This is a genomic window from [Actinomadura] parvosata subsp. kistnae (assembly GCF_900323885.1).
Classification (GTDB): domain Bacteria; phylum Actinomycetota; class Actinomycetes; order Streptosporangiales; family Streptosporangiaceae; genus Nonomuraea; species Nonomuraea composti.
Window position 1 is genome coordinate 311,187 of sequence record NZ_OOHJ01000006.1, and the last position, 17,103, is coordinate 328,289.

General features: G+C 69.1%; 20 protein-coding genes and 2 pseudogenes. 14 read left to right on the forward strand and 8 right to left on the reverse strand.

Translation table 11 applies throughout. The features are described 5' to 3' along the window. Positions 1-649: 649 nt before the first annotated feature. Positions 650-883 (reverse strand): hypothetical protein, encoded by a 234-nt coding sequence (locus KIS93_RS05090; protein WP_186403799.1) that lies wholly within the window; start codon positions 881-883, stop codon positions 650-652. Positions 884-1,827: 944 nt separating this feature from the next. Here KIS93_RS05090 and KIS93_RS05095 point away from each other — a divergent pair. From KIS93_RS05095 to KIS93_RS05110, 4 genes are read left to right on the forward strand one after another with little or no spacing between them, the layout of a single operon-like run. Continuing rightward, positions 1,828-2,652 carry a hypothetical protein gene (locus KIS93_RS05095; RefSeq protein WP_186403800.1) on the forward strand — a complete coding sequence of 275 codons (825 nt, stop codon included), beginning with the start codon at positions 1,828-1,830 and terminating at the stop codon, positions 2,650-2,652. Positions 2,653-2,704: 52 nt separating this feature from the next. Continuing rightward, positions 2,705-3,394 (forward strand): hypothetical protein, encoded by a 690-nt coding sequence (locus KIS93_RS05100; RefSeq protein ID WP_186403801.1) that lies wholly within the window; start codon positions 2,705-2,707, stop codon positions 3,392-3,394. Positions 3,395-3,427: 33 nt separating this feature from the next. Next, entirely contained in the window at positions 3,428-3,907 is a 480-nt protein-coding gene (locus KIS93_RS05105) for a hypothetical protein (RefSeq protein ID WP_186403802.1), read from the forward strand. Continuing rightward, the gene (locus KIS93_RS05110) at positions 3,799-5,754 is read left to right on the forward strand and encodes a TraM recognition domain-containing protein (protein WP_186403803.1); all 1,956 of its coding nucleotides are present in this window, start codon (positions 3,799-3,801) and stop codon (positions 5,752-5,754) included. The genes KIS93_RS05105 and KIS93_RS05110 overlap by 109 nt, the downstream gene beginning before the upstream one ends. A gap of 175 nt (positions 5,755-5,929) precedes the next feature. Here KIS93_RS05110 and KIS93_RS05115 read toward each other — a convergent pair whose 3' ends face one another. The 3 genes from KIS93_RS05115 to KIS93_RS67280 form a co-directional block, all read right to left on the reverse strand. Next, entirely contained in the window at positions 5,930-6,961 is a 1,032-nt protein-coding gene (locus KIS93_RS05115; RefSeq protein ID WP_186403804.1) for a hypothetical protein, read from the reverse strand. Beyond that, complete coding sequence (locus KIS93_RS05120) at positions 6,958-7,287, reverse strand: PadR family transcriptional regulator (protein WP_246005190.1); 330 nt, start codon at positions 7,285-7,287, stop codon at positions 6,958-6,960. The genes KIS93_RS05115 and KIS93_RS05120 overlap by 4 nt, the downstream gene beginning before the upstream one ends. Before the next feature lie 69 nt (positions 7,288-7,356). After that, positions 7,357-7,488 (reverse strand): hypothetical protein, encoded by a 132-nt coding sequence (locus tag KIS93_RS67280; RefSeq protein ID WP_281261946.1) that lies wholly within the window; start codon positions 7,486-7,488, stop codon positions 7,357-7,359. Positions 7,489-7,684: 196 nt separating this feature from the next. On the opposite strand from KIS93_RS67280, the pseudogene KIS93_RS68800 reads away from it, so the two are divergent. Continuing rightward, positions 7,685-8,023 (forward strand): annotated as a pseudogene (locus tag KIS93_RS68800) (DDE-type integrase/transposase/recombinase); the annotation flags it as partial. A gap of 64 nt (positions 8,024-8,087) precedes the next feature. Then, positions 8,088-8,306 (forward strand): integrase core domain-containing protein, encoded by a 219-nt coding sequence (locus KIS93_RS68805; RefSeq protein ID WP_420895848.1) that lies wholly within the window; start codon positions 8,088-8,090, stop codon positions 8,304-8,306. 78 nt (positions 8,307-8,384) lie between these two features. On the opposite strand, the pseudogene KIS93_RS68810 reads toward KIS93_RS68805, so the two are convergent. The 4 genes and pseudogenes from KIS93_RS68810 to KIS93_RS05145 all read right to left on the reverse strand — a co-directional run. Continuing rightward, positions 8,385-9,017: pseudogene (locus KIS93_RS68810) on the reverse strand (WbqC family protein); the annotation flags it as partial. After that, a complete protein-coding gene (locus KIS93_RS05135) occupies positions 8,959-9,627 on the reverse strand; it encodes a YdcF family protein (RefSeq protein ID WP_246005191.1) in 669 nt (222 codons plus the stop codon). The pseudogene KIS93_RS68810 and the gene KIS93_RS05135, both read right to left, overlap by 59 nt. 322 nt (positions 9,628-9,949) lie before the next feature. Further along, a complete protein-coding gene (locus KIS93_RS05140; protein WP_186403806.1) occupies positions 9,950-10,453 on the reverse strand; it encodes a site-specific integrase in 504 nt (167 codons plus the stop codon). Further along, the gene (locus tag KIS93_RS05145) at positions 10,434-10,853 is read right to left on the reverse strand and encodes a site-specific integrase (RefSeq protein ID WP_246005192.1); all 420 of its coding nucleotides are present in this window, start codon (positions 10,851-10,853) and stop codon (positions 10,434-10,436) included. The genes KIS93_RS05140 and KIS93_RS05145 overlap by 20 nt, the downstream gene beginning before the upstream one ends. Here KIS93_RS05145 and KIS93_RS05150 point away from each other — a divergent pair. The 8 genes from KIS93_RS05150 (at position 10,824) to KIS93_RS05175 (ending at position 17,044) form a co-directional block, all read left to right on the forward strand. Further along, positions 10,824-11,114: a tyrosine-type recombinase/integrase gene (locus tag KIS93_RS05150; protein ID WP_246005193.1), complete on the forward strand. Its 291-nt coding sequence runs from the start codon at positions 10,824-10,826 to the stop codon at positions 11,112-11,114. The two genes, KIS93_RS05145 and KIS93_RS05150, sit on opposite strands and share 30 nt — an antisense overlap. 130 nt (positions 11,115-11,244) lie before the next feature. Then, positions 11,245-11,400 carry a hypothetical protein gene (locus KIS93_RS63005; protein ID WP_222107255.1) on the forward strand — a complete coding sequence of 52 codons (156 nt, stop codon included), beginning with the start codon at positions 11,245-11,247 and terminating at the stop codon, positions 11,398-11,400. 64 nt (positions 11,401-11,464) lie between these two features. Then, positions 11,465-11,719, forward strand: coding sequence for a site-specific integrase (locus KIS93_RS63010; RefSeq protein WP_222107256.1), 255 nt, complete (start codon positions 11,465-11,467; stop codon positions 11,717-11,719). 156 nt (positions 11,720-11,875) lie between these two features. Beyond that, complete coding sequence (locus KIS93_RS63015; RefSeq protein ID WP_222107257.1) at positions 11,876-12,220, forward strand: tyrosine-type recombinase/integrase; 345 nt, start codon at positions 11,876-11,878, stop codon at positions 12,218-12,220. Beyond that, positions 12,217-12,549, forward strand: a complete 333-nt coding sequence (locus tag KIS93_RS05160; RefSeq protein ID WP_186403808.1) for a helix-turn-helix domain-containing protein — start codon at positions 12,217-12,219, stop codon at positions 12,547-12,549. The genes KIS93_RS63015 and KIS93_RS05160 overlap by 4 nt, the downstream gene beginning before the upstream one ends. Before the next feature lie 4 nt (positions 12,550-12,553). Continuing rightward, positions 12,554-14,893 carry a hypothetical protein gene (locus tag KIS93_RS05165; protein ID WP_186403809.1) on the forward strand — a complete coding sequence of 780 codons (2,340 nt, stop codon included), beginning with the start codon at positions 12,554-12,556 and terminating at the stop codon, positions 14,891-14,893. Between the two features lie 55 nt (positions 14,894-14,948). Then, positions 14,949-15,563 carry an alpha/beta fold hydrolase gene (locus KIS93_RS05170; protein WP_186403810.1) on the forward strand — a complete coding sequence of 205 codons (615 nt, stop codon included), beginning with the start codon at positions 14,949-14,951 and terminating at the stop codon, positions 15,561-15,563. A gap of 227 nt (positions 15,564-15,790) precedes the next feature. Continuing rightward, positions 15,791-17,044 carry a hypothetical protein gene (locus tag KIS93_RS05175; RefSeq protein WP_186403811.1) on the forward strand — a complete coding sequence of 418 codons (1,254 nt, stop codon included), beginning with the start codon at positions 15,791-15,793 and terminating at the stop codon, positions 17,042-17,044. Positions 17,045-17,103 lie beyond the last annotated feature (59 nt).

Here is a 17,103-nt window from a genome sequence, read left to right on the forward strand (position 1 = left end):
GTTCTCGCAGGGAGAGGAGTTCCGGTCATGGGAACGACGCCACCGCGGCAGCGAGGAGTTCTGGGCCCGCCGCGCCGACGAATCCGACCCCGAGGCCCGCCTATCCCTGCGCCCCCTCGCCCCGGTCATGCGAGTCGGCGCCCTCATCGCAGCAGCCGTCACGAGCGTATTGGCCGCGGGCGCCGTATGGACCTGGCTGCAACCCGACCCCGCCCCAGCTGGCGTAACTTCGCCAGCCACCCCGCCCACCCTGACCCTACAACCCACCCAGCCGCTACCGGATCTGGGAGAACCGCCCATAAGCCACCCCGCCGCCACACACTCCCGCTCCGACCGGTCGACTCCGGCACCGAAGCCACACAAGACCACCCGCACCAGGCAACCGGACAAGGCCATCCCCGGCACGACCCCGCCACTCGTAGGACGCGACCAGCCGCTCACGGCACGCTGCAAGACCCGCCCACCACCCGCAGCCGGACCGGCACCCCACGAGGGCTGCCCCGACCAGCACCACCGACCGCCAGCCTGTCACCCTCGATCCTCGCCCTCGGCGCCGGCCGGAGCGGGACCTTCAGCCTGTCGTGCACCGGAACCTGCCAGCTCTCCTCCGGCACCGGATCGAACGGCATCACCGTCTCCGGCACCCGCGTCACCCTCGCGGCCCCGCCTCCCGGCCCGGCTGCACCGCCACCACGGAAACCGGCACCGCCACCATCACCTGGAGCGGCACCACCACCGGCGACGGCCACACCACCGCAGGGACCACGACCGGCGGCGGCACGCTGACGCTCACCGTCACCTGGACCGTCGAGGCCGACAAAGGCGAGTGGATCCCCACCGGATCGGTTACCACGGCGGCGACCGGCAGGGCTACTGGTCCCACTGCCGCACCGGCTGACCCCCTCTTGGAGAACGACGTGAAACGATTCCTCGGCAGCATCACCCGGCGGGAGAGACGCTTCGCGGCCGCCGGCATCGTCCTGACCCTGACGCTGCTCGTGCCGGTGGTAGCCGTCGCCGAGCCCAGCTTGCTGCCCGGCAGCGGCCCCAGCGCGGCTCCTCCTCCACCTCCGAACAGCCGGTCGATGCGCAGCGGGCGACTCCTGCCGCGCCCTGCTACCCGCCGACACCCCCAGCTACGTCACCTGCCGGTGGCTGAACCCGCCCCAGGACGCCGCCGCGGCGGCCGAGTTCTGGCTCGCCGACAACGGCGCCAACCTGCAACGTGCCCAGCCCCTGCCGCCCGAGTTCATCCGCTGCAACCACAACAGCGACCTGGCCAAGACCGGCACCTGCAAGGGCGGCGAAACCCTGTGCAAGCAGCAGCCCACCGGCTGGTACCGGTGCACAGACCAGGTCAGCCGCAAGGTCACCTATGAGGGGTATGTCAACGGCAAATGGGTCGTGCGATCAACGCCGCCCTCGACCGCACCACTGTCTACCGCGGCAGCCACCGTCACAGCGACCTCGACCGCGTCGTCGAGCACCCCGGTCCGGACGATCGACGCCACCGCCGTGCTCCCCGCCCCACCCAGCCAGCCGCCCACCACACCGGCCGACAGCTCCGCCAGCGCCAGGCCGACGGGCCAGAGCGAACCCCCGCCCGACGGCAACCCCGCCACCCGACCCTCACCGAGGCCCCCAACTCCACCAGCCCGGTTCCGACGATGACCAGCCAATCACCCGCCACCACTCCCACCACTACGCCCACCGTCGAGCCGACGGCCGAGCCGACCGCCACCGCCACCACCGCCATGCCCCGCCGTGCAGGCCATCGCGGCCGCAGCCGCCGTGCGACCACGACTACGCGTCTGGGTGGAGACCGACTTGGCCGACGACTACACCGCCGGAGACGCACGCTTCACGACCGCCCTGGACGCCGTCATCGCAGTCGCCAAAACGCCGGGCGTGATCGGCGTGAAATTCGCCGACAACCTCGGCTATACCGGCTTCACCAGCCCAGGCGACGTCACCCGCTTCCTCACCCGCGCCGGCGGCGCCCTTCGCGCCGCGCTGCCCGGTAAACGATTGAGCATCGGCGTGGTGGTGCCCGAGCTCGGCTGCGGATCGGCCAAGGCGTGCATCCAGGCCATGCGCGCCAAAGCCCCGCTGGCTACCAAGGAGAACGTCACCCGCTACCTGAAAACCCGTGCCGCCGACCGCGTCGAGATCTCCACCGGCCTGTTCGGCCGCACCTACAGCCGGCACCATGTGCCCGACCCGAAAACCGGCAAGCCCACCCCGATCACCCCCGCCCTGGCCGCCCGCGCCCAGTGGATGAGCATCAGAGCCCTGGAATGGGACACCCTGGCCCAGATCGGCGCCCGCGAATACGGCCTCGCCCACACCGGCGACACTTCGGCCTGGGACCAAGCCGCCGCCACCACGCAGATCGACGCCCGCATCGGCACCGCCATCGCCCTCGGCGTGCCCACCATCACCCTGTGGGGACACCAGGCCGTCGACGACAACCAGACCTACCGCCTGCTGGACGCGGGCCTCACCCCCAACGCCCTGTGGACGGCCCTGACCCGCCAGGGTCTGCGCGGACGCCTGGCCGTCATCGTCGACGCGGCCTCCACCGAACGCGGCATCACCGCCGACCTCGCCGAACTCGCCAAGGCAGTGAGCGAGGTCTTCCTCCTTCTTTGATCACGCCCCGAACCGGCAGCCCCTTCCGCCCGTGGAGAAGCCCCCATTCCCGATGCGACCCGACGACCGGCTCTTTCCCGGCCCGCACCGGCCACGGGCCTTCACCGACGCCACCGACGGCGGCTACCCCGTCGAAACCGACCTCGAACCCGACCCGACGCCAGGCCGGCAGAACCCTGCGGCAGACGACGACCCGCCTCCGCCGCCCTCGCCCGTCAGCGGCCGAGCCCTGCACAACCCCCTGCCCCCGGTCCGGCAGGCCACCACCGTCGAGGACGACTGGTACGGCCCGGAACCGGCCCGCGCCCGCTGGCGCGTCATCACCCCGATCGCCGTGCTGGTCGCCAGCGCCGCCCTCGGCATCTGGCTCGCCCTCCCCGCCTCGCACCCACCTCAAGCGAGCACGCCGGCACCGTCCCCGGCCACCTCCCCACCGACGCGGGCGAGCGACCAGCCGGCTGCGCCCCGCACCTCCACCCCTCGCGCCAGTATCACCCACGCCCCCTCACGCACCCCACGACCCGCACCGACCCGCACCCCGGCACCCCGGCGGCAGAAGACAACGCCTCCAGCGACTAAACGCCCGCCACCCACCGTCACCACCACCGTGACCATCACGACCGCCCCACCCGCACACCCGCCGCCACGGCCCGAAGAACCACCCCGCCCCGCCTCGCCGACACCTCCCACCCACGCCTGCCTGACCTGGGACGACTGCCACGACGACCCGCCCGACAACTGACCCACCACCCGCCGCCCCTACCAGGACCACCAGATGAGCCCACTGCCCTCCACGCTCACCCTCACCTCATGGGCCCTCGCCACCGCCGCGGCCCTGCTGACCCTCGCCCTTGTCGCCCTGGCCGCCGACCGGCTCCGCAACCCGCGCCGCCGCAGCGGACTGGCCCTATGGTGGCGACTACGCTGGCGCCTGTACCCGGGACGCGGCTTCGCCCGCAGACTCGAACTCCACCTCCACTACGGCCTCCCCGCCGCCCGCAAGGTCGCCCGCCGCGCCCGCCCCTGCCTGCGCGGCTGGTGGAGCCGGCACGTCGTGCGGCGCAACGAGATCGCCCTGTTCCTCGGCTGGGCCCAAGGCTGGCTGATCCGCTTCCGCGCCTACGCCACCCTCGAAGACCACATCCTGTGCCTGGCCCGCACAAGGAAGGCAAGACCGCCCACCTGGCAGGCTGGATCATCGACGCCCCCGGCGCCGCCATCGTCACCAGCATCCGCGACGACGTCGTCGACCTGACCGCCGGCCTGCGCGGCAACGTCGAACTGTTCAACCCCGAACGCTTCGGCACCTGGGCCTCCACCGTCCGCTGGTCACCCGTCCACGGCTGCCACGACCCCGCCACCGCCCTGCGCCGCGCCGCCACCATGGTCGCCGCCACCGAAACCGGCGGCCTGTCCGACCAGACGTTCTGGACCAACCAGGCCGCCATGACCCTGGCCGCCCTCCTGTACGCCGCTGGCCTGGAAGACCTCAGCCTGGAACACGTGGACGCCTGGACCCTGAACGAAGACCCCACCCCGTTGAAGATCCTCACCCGGCCCCGCCCCGGCCACAACACCAGCCGCGCCGCCGCCCTGGTCCGCCGCTACCACAACCTGCACGTCCGCACCCGCGACTCCATCTACCTCACCCTGCGCCAGGTCCTGCGCTGCATGGACGACCCCGACATCGCCCACCTGCTCTGCCCACCGGCCGGCGAAGGCCTGGACCTGGAAACCTTCCTGCGCCAGCGCGGCACCCTCTACCTCATCTCCGGAGACAGCACCCACCCCGCCACCCCCCTCCTGTTCGCCACCCTCATCTCCGAAATCCACCACCAGGCCCGCACGCTCGCCTCCCCACGACCCAACCGGCGCATGGACCCGCCCGTCACCTTCGTCCTAGACGAAGCCCCGGAAATCTGTCCCATCCCGCAACTGCCCGGCTGGATCGCCACCGCAGCCGGCTCCGGCTTCGTCTTCATCATCGCCGGCCAATCCTGGTCGCAATTCCAGCACCGCTGGAGCGAACACGGCGCGACCACCATCTGGAACAACTGCAAAGCCAAAATGCTGTTCGGCGCCACCTCCGACCCCCACGACCTGAAAGTCATGTCCGACCTGGCCGGCGAGATCACCCTGCCCTACCGCGAGAAAACCGTCGACAGCTCCGGCAAGCCCTACTACACCCGCCGCTGGGAAACCGTCCCGGTCCTGCCACCCGACCACGCCCGCCGCCTACCCACCTGGCGCGCCCTGGTCGTGCGCCGCAACGCCACCCCCACCATCGTCCGCACCGAACAGGTCTGGAAACGCGCCGACTACAAACGCTGGAAAACCAAAGACGGCACCATCCCCTTCCTCCCGCTCACCCCCACCCCACCAGCACCAACCCCGGCCACAACCCAACCATCAACGGACGACTCCGCCACCCCGCCACCGACCAGACAGCCACGCTCCTCCCGCCCCTGGCACATCAAACGCCCTGACCTGACCCGCCATGACCGACCCCAACACCGGCCCCGCCCACGCAGACGACCCCACCGACACCATCGCCGCCCTCGCCGCCGACCTCGAGCAGCTGTCTCACATCGTCACCAGCCTGACCACCACCGGGACGGCCAAAGCCACCGCTCCTCAGCTCCAGCCACCACCCCGCCCCTGGTGCTGGCCCAAGATGCCCCACGCCCGCAAAGCCGACCGGCTCGGCGAACTCGGCGACTGGCTGACCCAGGTGCTCTTCGGCTGGCCCACCGCCCAACGCGCCATCCAGCCCTGCTGGCCCCGCCACTGGGACGTCATCGAAGAAATCTCCATGCTGTACTGCACCTGGAAGACCGCCTACCTGTGGGAGGGAGCAACCGCCGGCGACGCCGCCGAACACCTCGACCGGTGGCTGCCCAACGCTCTGGAGAGAATCGAGATCAGACTGCGCCCCTGCAGCCAAAACCACCAACCCGACGGCCCCCGACGCGACGACACCGCCATCATCGCGGCCGTCCAAGACGAGCTGCGCTGGCTCTGACAGCCCTCACAGCCAACCGCGCCACCTCCTGCCGGACCCCGCTCGGCGCCCTTTTCATCTCAGGTGGCCTGGGCCCATAGTTGGTCGTTGCTGAGTGTCTCGGTCGACCTAGGGGAGGGTGGGACCTGATTTTGGCAGCGGCCAGAGGCGGTCGGCAAACTTGCGCGCTTTAGCAGAGAGGGTGCGTTATTTGCAATAACGTGGATCTCGTTAGCGCGCAGCGAAGATGACATAGAAATCCGATCGCTTTGCCGCCTACCCCGATCTTTCCCCGACCTTGCGAGTCAGGGGTACGGTCCCGGACCCGCCCGGCAGGCCTCGCGCACCCATCCAGGCGAGCGCGGTGGACAGAGCCCAGAGCACCGCGCACTGGGCGCAGACCATCGTCCACGAGGCGCCCTCGGGAAGGTTGCCGAGCAATGGCAGCCGCACCGTCAGCAGGAGCAGCCCGGTGGTCGTCATGGCCAGCGCCCATGACGGGGAGCTCCGGCGGGCGAGGACGACCACGGCGCCCGCCGCCCACACGAGGATTGTCGTGCCGAAGCCCAGCCACAGGTAGAGCCAGTCCAGGTGGTACGGTCGCAGGGCGACGACCAGCCAAGTGCCGCCCAGCACCGCCAGGCCGGCAGCCGCCGGTGACAGGGTGGTCGCCCACGACCGGCGTCGCGGCGTGATATCACTGTGGAAGCCCATCAGGAGCGCGATCACTGGCGCCGCCGTGAACACCAGGGTCGCGGCGGTTTCCGACAGCGGCCGGTCAGTCAGAGGTCCGGCCAGGATCATCGGGATCAGCGTGTAGACCAGTGTGGCTGCCGCACCGATCACGGCCGTGACTTTCGCCGTCCTGACGTGGCCGCGCATGATCGCCACGAACGCGAAAATCGAGCATAGGTCCGCCGTGGAGACGGCAATCGACACCAGCCGTTCGACGGAGCCTGGCGGGCCCGCCCACGCGACGTCCGTGCCGAACGTCAGCGCGTGCCCCCAGTGCAGGAGCTGGTTGAAGCTACCGACGGCCAGATGGCCGAGTCCGAGCAGCGCCACGAGCCGGACGGCCTCGCCCCAGGCGACGAAGCGGGGAGAAGCGCCTGCGCCGCCGAGGCGCACCCGCAAGGATAGAGACAGCACGCTGGCGATCTCGCCCCACCGAGGCCGCGGGTTCGTCTCGTCGGGCACCTCGCCCGATAGCTCCATGAACGCGTCCACCATCTCCTCCTCGCGTTTGGCGCGGTAGGAAGCCGGCAGCAGGCGCAGGACGGAGCGGTAGCGCTGTTCCAGTAGGCTCATGCGGCGCCTCCGGCCGTCCTGGCCCGCAGGCGGGCGGTGGCGGCCTCGGCGGTGGCGGCCATCCTCGCGGCCTCTTCCCTGAGCGCCTTGGCGCCATCATCGGTCAGCCGGTAATAGCGCCGCAGCCGTCCATGCCGAGCCTCTTCCCGGTCGAGTTCGACTAGGCCGGCGGCCGAGAGCCGGTCGAGCACGCCGTACAAGGTGCCGATCTTGAGTTGCACGTGCCCCTCGGACAGCCGATCGACCTCCTGGGCGATCCCGTAGCCGTGCCGGGGCTCATCCACCAGCGCGGTCATCGCAAGGAACATGGGCTCCGTGATATTCACCTATCTATGATATCGTGTTTCGCAAGATACCGTCAGAGATACAGCGACGACATTGAACCAGACCGCAACTCAGGATGAAAAGGGCTCACTACACAGCATGAAAGTTTGCGGTGTCAGGTCGATCTCGGCCTTGGGGGCCGGCTCATCGCCGTCGAAGTTCTCCAGCATGGCCAGTTCAGCAAGCGTCCAGGCATAATCCATCGCCTGCGCGCCGCGGCGGGTCGTCTCGACAGCTTGCCCGCGGAGAGCGCTATGGCCACCTGCTCGCGGCTGCGGCCCGTCTTCTTACGGATCTGGGCGCGGCTGGCGCCCAGCTGGTGGGCTACGGCACCCGCAAGGTCTGGCGGCAACTGCTGCGCGAGGGGTATCGGGTGGCTCGCTGCACCGTCGAGCGCGCATGCGCGCGCTCGGCCTGCAAGGCGCGCGCCGGGGCAAGAAGGTCCGCACCACCACCCTCGGTCCAGGACATGTACGGGCGGCCGACCGGCTGCGGCGCGACTTCGCCGCCTCCCGGCCGAACGCCGCGTGGGTGGCCGACTTCACCCATGTGACGGCCTGGTGCGGGGTGGTCTACGTTGCGTTCGTCGTCGACATCTACTCCCGGGCGATCGTCGGCTGGGCCGCCTCGCTGACCAAGCACACCACCCTCGTGCTCGATGCCCTGGACATGGCCCTGTGGCGGCGCAAGCGCGCTGGCCACCCGGTCGGGCCGGGGCTGATTCATCACTCGGACGCGGGCAGTCAACTTCGGACCCTGGGCCCTCACCCAACGGGCCAAGGACTCCGGCCTGCTGCCCTCGATGGGCAGCGTCGGCGACTGCTTCGACAACGCCATGATGGAGTCGTTCTGGTCGCGGATGCAGGTCGAACTCCTCGACCGTCAGCGCTGCAACACCCGCATCGAGCTCGCCAATGCGATCTTCGAGTACCTGGAGATCTGGCATAACCGGCAACGACGACACAGCAGCCTGGGCATACTCACCCCGATACAGATCGAGAAGACACCCACCGTGGCATGACAATCCAGGAACGCGACTCCACCGAACTCGGGGCATACCAAGATCTCCATCAAAGCCGGGGCGGTTCATCTTGATCGAATGGGCCTGGAAGGCTGCCGACTCCAGGTATCGCATGCCCCCGGTGCCACACAGGTAGGTCGTCGCGCCGGTCAGCCAGGCGAGATCAGCAAGCCGCTGCGACCGCCCGCCCCGCGCGAAAAGATCGCTGCTGTGCAGGACGCGGCCCGGCCATCCAACCTCCTCCAGCAGCAAGCGGGTCGACAACTCGGTGATGTCCGCCAGCCGGTCGGTACTCTCGAAGCAGGCAAGCAGGAGTTCGAGCCGCCACTTGAACGGCGGCCAGTAGACACTGCGCCGGTAGTGGTCGGCGAGGAGTTGACCGACGCGACGTCGGCAACGGACGGGTTCAGCCAGGCGGGCTCCACGGATAGAGGTCGATCGTCCGTGCGGCAGATGAGTCGCAACGGACAACCATTGCGTCTGGCGGGAGTCGTCGAGCGAGGCCAGGCGGGTGCGGTGTTGGTAGTCGCGCCGGGCGAACTGAACGTCATCCAGCACGATCCAGTAGTCGGCGGCGTACAGCTTGGCCAAGGTCGACAGGCGCGGGAAGAGGTTGGGCTGGTGGATCGCGCACACCTCTCCGTACGGCAGCTCAGGACGAAAGGAGCCTGCTGTCGAATCCGGCGCGGAGAAGAGCCTGGTAGGCGTCATGGACCTCTCCTGGTACGGGCTGCTCGATGGCGTAGCCGAGCTTGGGGTACTCGATCAGGCGCTGGAGGTCGCCGACGAGCATGTCGACGACCAGCTTCGGATCACCGATCGAGCTGACGTAGTCGTCCAGATCCAGCGGCTCAGAAGCGCACACCACCGCGACCTCCGGCCACACCTTGCGCGCGGTGGCGTAGGCCCGGCGCTCCATGTACGGCTTGGAGATCAGCAGCACGGAAGCGGGCTGAACTCCGGAGTCCGCCAGGACTAGCCGCGACAGGCTGATGTTCTGCCCGGTGTTGGTCGCGTTCGGCTCCAGCAGGATCGCCTCGGCCGGGACGCCGAGTTCCACGGCGTGCTCGCGGTAGTGGACGGCTTCGCCACGGGGGAAGCGTGCTGCGGTGGTGGGGCTGGTGGCGCCGGAGAAGACGAGCAGCGGGAACCATCCGGCGCGGTAGAGCTCGACGGCCGCCCGCGCGACGCCGAGATCGTGGCTGCCCAGGCCGATGGCCACATCGCAGTGGCGCAGGTCGTGGTGCATCTGGTGGTAGTCCCAGATCGTACGGGCGTGCCGCCACTGCTCGTCGGTGATGACCTGCTGCTTGACGCTCACTCGGCTGCTCCCTGATCGCCGTGGAAGGGGAAGACGGATGTTCCCCTGATGGGTCCGCTGGATGCCCTCGATGCTGCGCAGTTGGTGCGCGAGCCCGTGCTGCGCAGTCTCTCGTGCGGCACGGTCGAGGATCACCAGCCCATCATCCACGGTGGCCCGGTCGGAAAGCAGGATGTGCCCGTAAGCCGTCTCCAGCCGGACCCGCTGCATGGGCGCATCGGTGACGGCAGTGGAGCGAGCGAGATCGATGAGGCGCAGGGCCTCCGGAAGGTTGCCCGCGCCCCGGTGGGCCAGAGCGAGCTTCTGGTGCCGACTGGTGACGCTACAGGCCGCTGCCGCGCATCGGGTTGTGCGCCGAGCGATCGATGTCGCGGATATAACCGAGCGCGGTCCGCAACCCGTCGCGCCAATGCCCGTGCCGCCCGATCAGCAGCGGGTCCGCTCCGCCCAGGTAGGCCCCGGTCGCCCTTCCGGCGCGCAGGCTGTGCGGCTGCACCTCAGCACCGCCGAGTCCGGCCCGTTCGGAGGCGTCGTGCACGATGGTGTAGATCGACTGCCCGGACAGGCGATCACCGATGCGGCCAGAGCGATGAATCCGGCGAAACACCGCCCCTGCGGTAATCCACTGATCGGCGAGCAGAGTGGCCCAGGCCCGCCACAGCAGCACCGGGCAGGTCTGCGGGTCACGGCCGTGCGGCACCGCGACGAGGTGATCCGTGGCCGACGGATCGTTCTTGGACCGGCGCACCAGCACCTCCAGCCCGTGCTCGACCTCGGCGACGTCCTGCACGTCCAGCGCGCACAACTCACCCCGGCGGGCCATCATCGCTCAGCCCAGCACCAGCTGGTCCCGGGCCGCCGAGCGCGGGGCCGGTGTTGGCGATCCCGGCGGCCGCGCGCTCGTTGCGGTAGCATTTGATCACCGCCCGCGCGGGCGTGCCGTCCGGCATCGGGCGGGTGGCCAGGCGGTGCAGCGAGCGGACCGCCGCCATCATCCGCCGCAGCGAGGCCGGCGCATCCCCCCGATCGGCCATCGCCGAGACGAACTCGGCCAGCGTCTCGGCCGTGCACGGCAGCGCTGTCCGGCCCGCCGCCGTGCACCAGTCGCCAAAGCGGCTCCAGCCGGCGGTGTAGGAGCGCCGGGTGCCCTCCGGGACCCACCCCAGGATCCGGGCGGCCACCCGAGGCGACAGCGCGTGGTCGCCACTCACGACCGGCCCGGCCATCCGCTGCGGCTGACGGCCCGCGCAGTCGACCAGCTGCTCGACGAGCTCGCGACCGAGGCCGACCTGGTCGACGAGCACGGCGCGCCCGCCGCCTCCGCGCACACCCTGCGGCACACCCTTGGCACTAATCTGCTGCGCCAGGGCGTGGACATCGTCGTAGTCGCCGAGCTGTTGGGCCATGCCCGCCTGGACACCACACGGCGGTACACCAATCTTCGGGAATTGCATCAGACGGGCGAGAAACCGCAGGCCGCCTGCTAAGCGGGCCACCGGAATGGGTGCGACGGGGTGATCGTTCGTACCATTCGAGCTGAACCGCTTGCGCGATGCTCCCATCAGATGCAGGATTCACCCTTCAGACGGTCGGGTTTACATGGGCTGGAGGGGGCCTGTGAGACGAGGTGATCTGGCGGGCGCCGCGCATCTGGAGCTGGTGTCCGGAGTGGTGCAGTTACGGCCGGAGGACGCCGTGTTCGAGGCGATGCTGCGGGGCTGGCGGGCGCAGCAGACCGCTCGTGGGCTGCAGGAGGACACCATCGCCGCGTGAACGTCTGGTCCGCCGGTTCCTGGCGTTCTGCAACGAGTACCCGTGGCGGTGGCAGCCCGGACACGTGGATGAGTGGACGTTGTCGTTGACCAGCGCGCATCATCTGGCACCGTCCACGATTCGTGGCTACCAGACCGACCTGCGGTTGTTCAGCGAGTACCTCACCGACGCCCGATACGGTTGGGCGGCCGAGTGCGAGACGCAGTTCGGGCCGGGTGCCCATCCGGTGCCGATATGCCATGAATGGAACACGATCGCTCACCTGAACGACTACGAGGGCCGGCCCGAGGCCCGGCCGTTCACCCGTGAGGAGCTGTAGCGGTTCTTTGACTACGCCGATGAGCAGGTGGAACGGGCGGTGAAAGCCAAGCGGAAGGGGCGCTGGCCGCCTATCGGGACGCCACGTTGTTCAAGGTCATGTATGGGTGGGGCCTGCGTCGCACCGAGACCTCCAAGTTGGACTTGCGCCGACTACGTGGACAACATCCGGCCTCGGTTCGGCTGCGCGGATCAGCCAGCGTTATGGGTAACCGAACGCGGTGGCCGGGCGAAGCCGGCGGAGATCAACGCGCGTTTCGTCGCCTACCGGGACGTGCTCGGCCTGCCCAAGGAACTGTCGGCGCACTCGGCCCGGCACTCCTACGTCACACACCTGACCGAGGACGGCGTCGACCGCCGCTTCATCCAGGAGGCTGTCGGGCACCGCTGCGACACCTCCACGGCGATCTACACGCACGTCAGCGGGGACTTCATGAACATCGCACTGCGCAAGGCACTGGCGCCTGCCCTCGACACTGGACGGGACGGGAGGGCCCGATGACGCGCAAGCTCGACTACCGGTGGAACCGACGCCAGGTGATGGCCGCGCGCGGCATGTTCCAGACCACGGACCTGGCCCGGCCGCTGGCCCAGCGTGGCATTCAGCTGTCATCCAGCCAGCTCTACCGGCTGGTCGCCGAACGGCCCGAGCGGCTCAGCCTCAAGCTGCTGATGGCGCTGCTGGACATCCTCGGGTGCTCGATGGAGGACCTGATCGAACCGATCGCAGCTACCAAACCGTCTCGCGCCCGCAAGGCGGCCTCCGGAGAAGAAGCCGGGGTCGGCGACCTGCGGCCGAAGCGGGCCCGGATTACCGGGCCGGGCAAGTAAAAAGATGACCGTTCAGGCGCCGGAGGTGCTCGCCGATTCGATCGGCGTCATCGTCGACGCGATCGTCGATGCCGCACCGAACCTGAACCGGACGGTGGTGGAAGAGGCGGTCACAGGCGTCGCCGGCGGCCGGGCCAAGCGCCGCAAGGTCGCCCAGGCGCTGCTGGAGCGCCCGGCTGTCCTGACCGACGGGCGATCACCAGCTCCTCGAGCCATCGCCGAACTGCTCATTGCGCTGCGCACGGCAGGCGCCACGACGATCTCCCCGCCGGTCTGCGCCGAGTGCGGCAAGGAACTGCGGACGTTCCAGCGCCGTGACCAGGACTGGTACTGCGCCGTATGCGGGCCTCGCCGGGAGCCCTGCGCATCCTGCGGCCAAGTCCGAACGATCCACTGTCGTGACCGACAGGGCCGACCCCGCTGCGTCAGCTGTCCACCAGATGACGGCGGGGACCCCACCGACATCGTGGTGGAAGTGGTCAGGTCCATCGATCCGAACCTGCCGACGGCGGTTATAGTGCCTGCGGTCGCGACGGTGGTGCCGCAGCCAGGGCAGCGTTATCGGCTGGCTTGGTCACTTCAGGATCGGCCCGACCTGCTCACCGGAGCCGGAGCGTATGCGCCCGTCCCCGCGGTGCTCAGGTTGATCGACCGGCTCTGTGACGCGGGCGCCCAAGGCATCGTCCGGCCGCCCTGCCCGCACTGCCGACGAGTGATCCCGCTGGTCAAACCCCGGGATGGGGTCCGGCTCTGCCGCAACTGTGTGGCCAAGTCCCGCGCCGAACCCTGCTCGCGTTGCGGGAGTGTCCGCGAGGCAGCCACACGCGATGCGGACGGCGAGCCGCTCTGCGCCCACTGCCTGAGCACCGACCCGTCCAACCAAGAGGTCTGCATCGCATGCGACCGTCGCCGACCGATCAGCGTCCGCACCCAGGAGGGGCCACTTTGCCCCAGCTGCCGCCCCTACAAGAGCGCGACCTGCGGCATCTGCGGCCGCCAGGGCCCCTGCGAGATCTCCCAAGCCACCGGGCAACCCTGGTGCACGGCCTGCCAGCAACGCCGCGCACGATGCTCACGCTGCGGCCAGTTCGGCCGCGTCCGCGGCGGCAGCAAGACCGCACCGCTCTGCGCCACCTGCACCCGCTCCGACCTAGATTTCTGGACCAGCTGCCCCACCTGCGGTGAGACCGGGCGCCTGCACGCCGGTCGGTGCGTCCGATGCTCCCTCGATCCTCGGCTGCACGAACTGCTCGGTGACGCGAGCGGTCAGATCCGTCCCCATCTTGCCGCCCTTTACCAGGCGCTGGCCCACGCCGAGCGGCCTGGCACGGTCACTGCATGGCTCGACAGGAGCGCCGCCCCCGCAATCTTGCGAGAATTGCACGCCGAGGTCGAAATCACTCACTCCACCCTCGACGCACTGTCGCCCGGCAAGCCTGTCGAACACCTGCGCAGCGTCCTGGTGGCCATCGGCACGCTGCCCCACCGCGACGAGCAGATGGCCCGGCTGGAACGATGGATCACCGTCACCATCGCCGGCCCTGACCAGCAGCATCTGCTGCACCGCTACGCCATCTGGCACCTACTGCGCCGGCTCCGGCGCCGCACCCAGGGCACCGAAACCACCCACGAACAGCTGGCCACCGTTCGCCAGCACGTCAAGGCGGCGATCGGCTTTCTGGACTGGCTCACCGGCCGCGATCTCACCCTCGCCACCTGCCGGCAGAACCGCCTGCACGCCTGGATCGGCAGCAACCAGGCCACCCACCGCCGCGAGACCGGGCACTTCATCCGCTGGACCAAGAAACACAAGCTGACCAGCCTGGACTTCCCCGCTATCCGATGGGGCGGCCCCTCTCGCGTCCTGGACACCGAGGCCCGGTGGGACCAGGCCCGCCGCCTGCTCCACGACGCCCAATGGCCGTCGACCATCAGCCGTCTCACTCTCGACCACGTGCACGCCGACGACGAGCAAGTACGGCTGAGCCTCGGACGCGAACCGGTCATCCTGCCCGAACCCCTCGATGACCTCGTCCGGCACCTGCTGGCTAGGCGCCGCGGCCACGCCGCCATCGGCGACCACGCCACCTCGCCTTGGCTGTTCCCTGGCGGGCAACCCGGACGCCCGATCAGCTCCTTCCGGCTCGCCGGACGCCTCCGCGACCTCGGTATTCACTCCGGCCAGGCCCGCTCCATCGCCCTGTTCCACCTCGCTACCAACCTGCCTGCCGCCGTCTTGGGCCGGATGCTCGGCATCCACATCACGGTGGCCGTCGCCTGGCAGCGCACGAGCAGCGGCGACTGGACCACCTACGCCGCTGAGGTCAGCCAGCGACAGCGATGACAGTAATGACCACCACAGTCGATCAATGCAACCAGTGCAAGGACGCGATGCCCGCATGACCACACTCTTCCTGATCCACGGCGGATTCTGGGACGACATGAACGCAGATCTCTTCTGGCGCAAGCCAGGGATCGTCGCCGGCCTCCAAGACCTCGCCGTCGAGGTGCTCGCTCCCGACCGCCCCCATCAACCGTCAAGCTGGGCCGACGAAGCCCAGCACCTTACCGCAGCACTGCCCGATCAGCCGGTCACGGTCATCGCCGGGTCCAACGGGTGTTCAGCAGCCGTGCGTCTCACCCTTGCCAGCCCCGAACGCATCGAACGGCTCCTGTTGGCCTGGCCCGCCACAGCCAGCGATCTGGACATCGACATCCGCACCCGCCGCGCTTTGAGCGACCTGGGCGCCTCTCCGCAGGTCATCGACACGCTGCTAGCCGGCCAGACATTGCGCGGTACTACCGACGACGACCTGGCCGCCATCACCCAGCCCGTCGGCGTCCTCCCTTGTGTCCCCGAAAACCGATATCACCAGCGACGGACCGTCGATGCCCTGCTGCGCGCCATGCCTCACGCCCTGGAACTGCCGGGCTGCCCGGAGCCACCCCATCCGGGCTTCCCGCCCCACGCTGAGTTCTTCATCCGCACCGCCGCCAAGTTCGCGCTGATGTGAGCACTGACTGGCACCCATTCGGACGGTTCGAATATCCGACGTCGCCAGAGCTGCCCACCCACGGCGACCTGGAAGCTGCGGTCGCCAAGCTCCCCACCGACCAGTAGCCTCCACGCCGCCGTTCAATGACCCCCAGCGTTCCTCGATAGCGGCTGCCGAGACCCGGCCCGTACGTCAGCAAGTCCGCATCAGCGGATTTGTCGGTGAGATCGGCCAGGATGGGCGGTGTGAGCGAAGTTCTGTTTAGGCAGTACGACCTGCATCAGACCCTCAGGGCCGCCTCGGCCAAGATTGAGGGCCTGGTAGCTCAGTGGGATGCCGACGCGTTCCTCAAAGCGTCCGAGCACGACCTGATCGACAAGCTTGTGGAGGAAGGCAGCGCCCACTGCCCTCAGCTGCTTCGCGACCAGGCGTGGATGCCGGAGATGGCCGAAGTCGACATCGAGGTCCACGACCGCTTCTTCGGCGAGACGGCAACCCGTCGAGTACCGCAGTTCATACTGGTCGTGCCCTACACCGGGGAGAAGGACGTCTTCTACTGCCGCCCGTCGACCTGGACCTCGGTCGTGCCGCAAGCGCAGTCGCTCACCACGAGCGAGCTCCGCCTGGAGGTGACCGGGCAGTTCACCGACCCGGCCCAGCTCAACAACCGCTTCACTGAAGAACTCGACCGGATCGATCAGTACCTGGCCTGGTGCCGTGAGGAGATCGACCGGCACAACGCCGCCCTGCCGGCCTTCGTCACCGGTCTGGTGTCGGCGCGCAAGCAGAAGCTACTGGACGGCCGGAACCTGCAGTCGCAGATCGGGTTTCCCATCCGGCGCCGCCCCGACGCCAGCACTTACAGCATCCCGGTCACTCGCAAGACGGTATCCCCGCAGCGGCTGCCCCGGCCCGGCCTCGGCAACGGGGAGCCGTTCGCACCCGAGCCCGCACTCAGCGACGCCGACTATGAGGCCGCCCTCCACGTACTGGAGGCCCAGCGCAACGCCCTGGAGCGCACCCCGTCAGTCGTGGCCAGCATGGATGAGGAGACCATCCGCAACCTGCTGCTGGTCAGTCTCAACGCCCAGTTCAAGGGGACGGCCGCCGGGGAGCTGTTCAACGGCGATGGCAAGACCGACATCCTCATCCGCGAACGCGACCGCAACGTGTTCATCGGCGAATGCAAGATGTGGGACGGTCCCCAGACCGTCACCGACGCCCTGGACCAGCTGCTCGGTTATCTGGTGTGGCGCGACACCAAGGCCGCCCTGCTGATGTTCATCCGGACCAAGGACGTGACGGCGACCATCCAGTCCGCCACGGCCGCCATCGAAGCCCACCCCAACTACAAACGGCGCGGTACCCACGACACAGACGGCCGCATCGACGTCGTGATGCATGCCAACGGCGATCCCGACCGCGAGATCAAGCTCGCGTTCCTGCCGTTCTCCCTGCCACGAGACGCCACCAGTCGCTTCGCCCAAGCCAAGCGCTGACCGGTCGACGGAACAACCTCGGTGGTTCACGGGCAACTGCAGGCCAAGCAGCCCGCCGA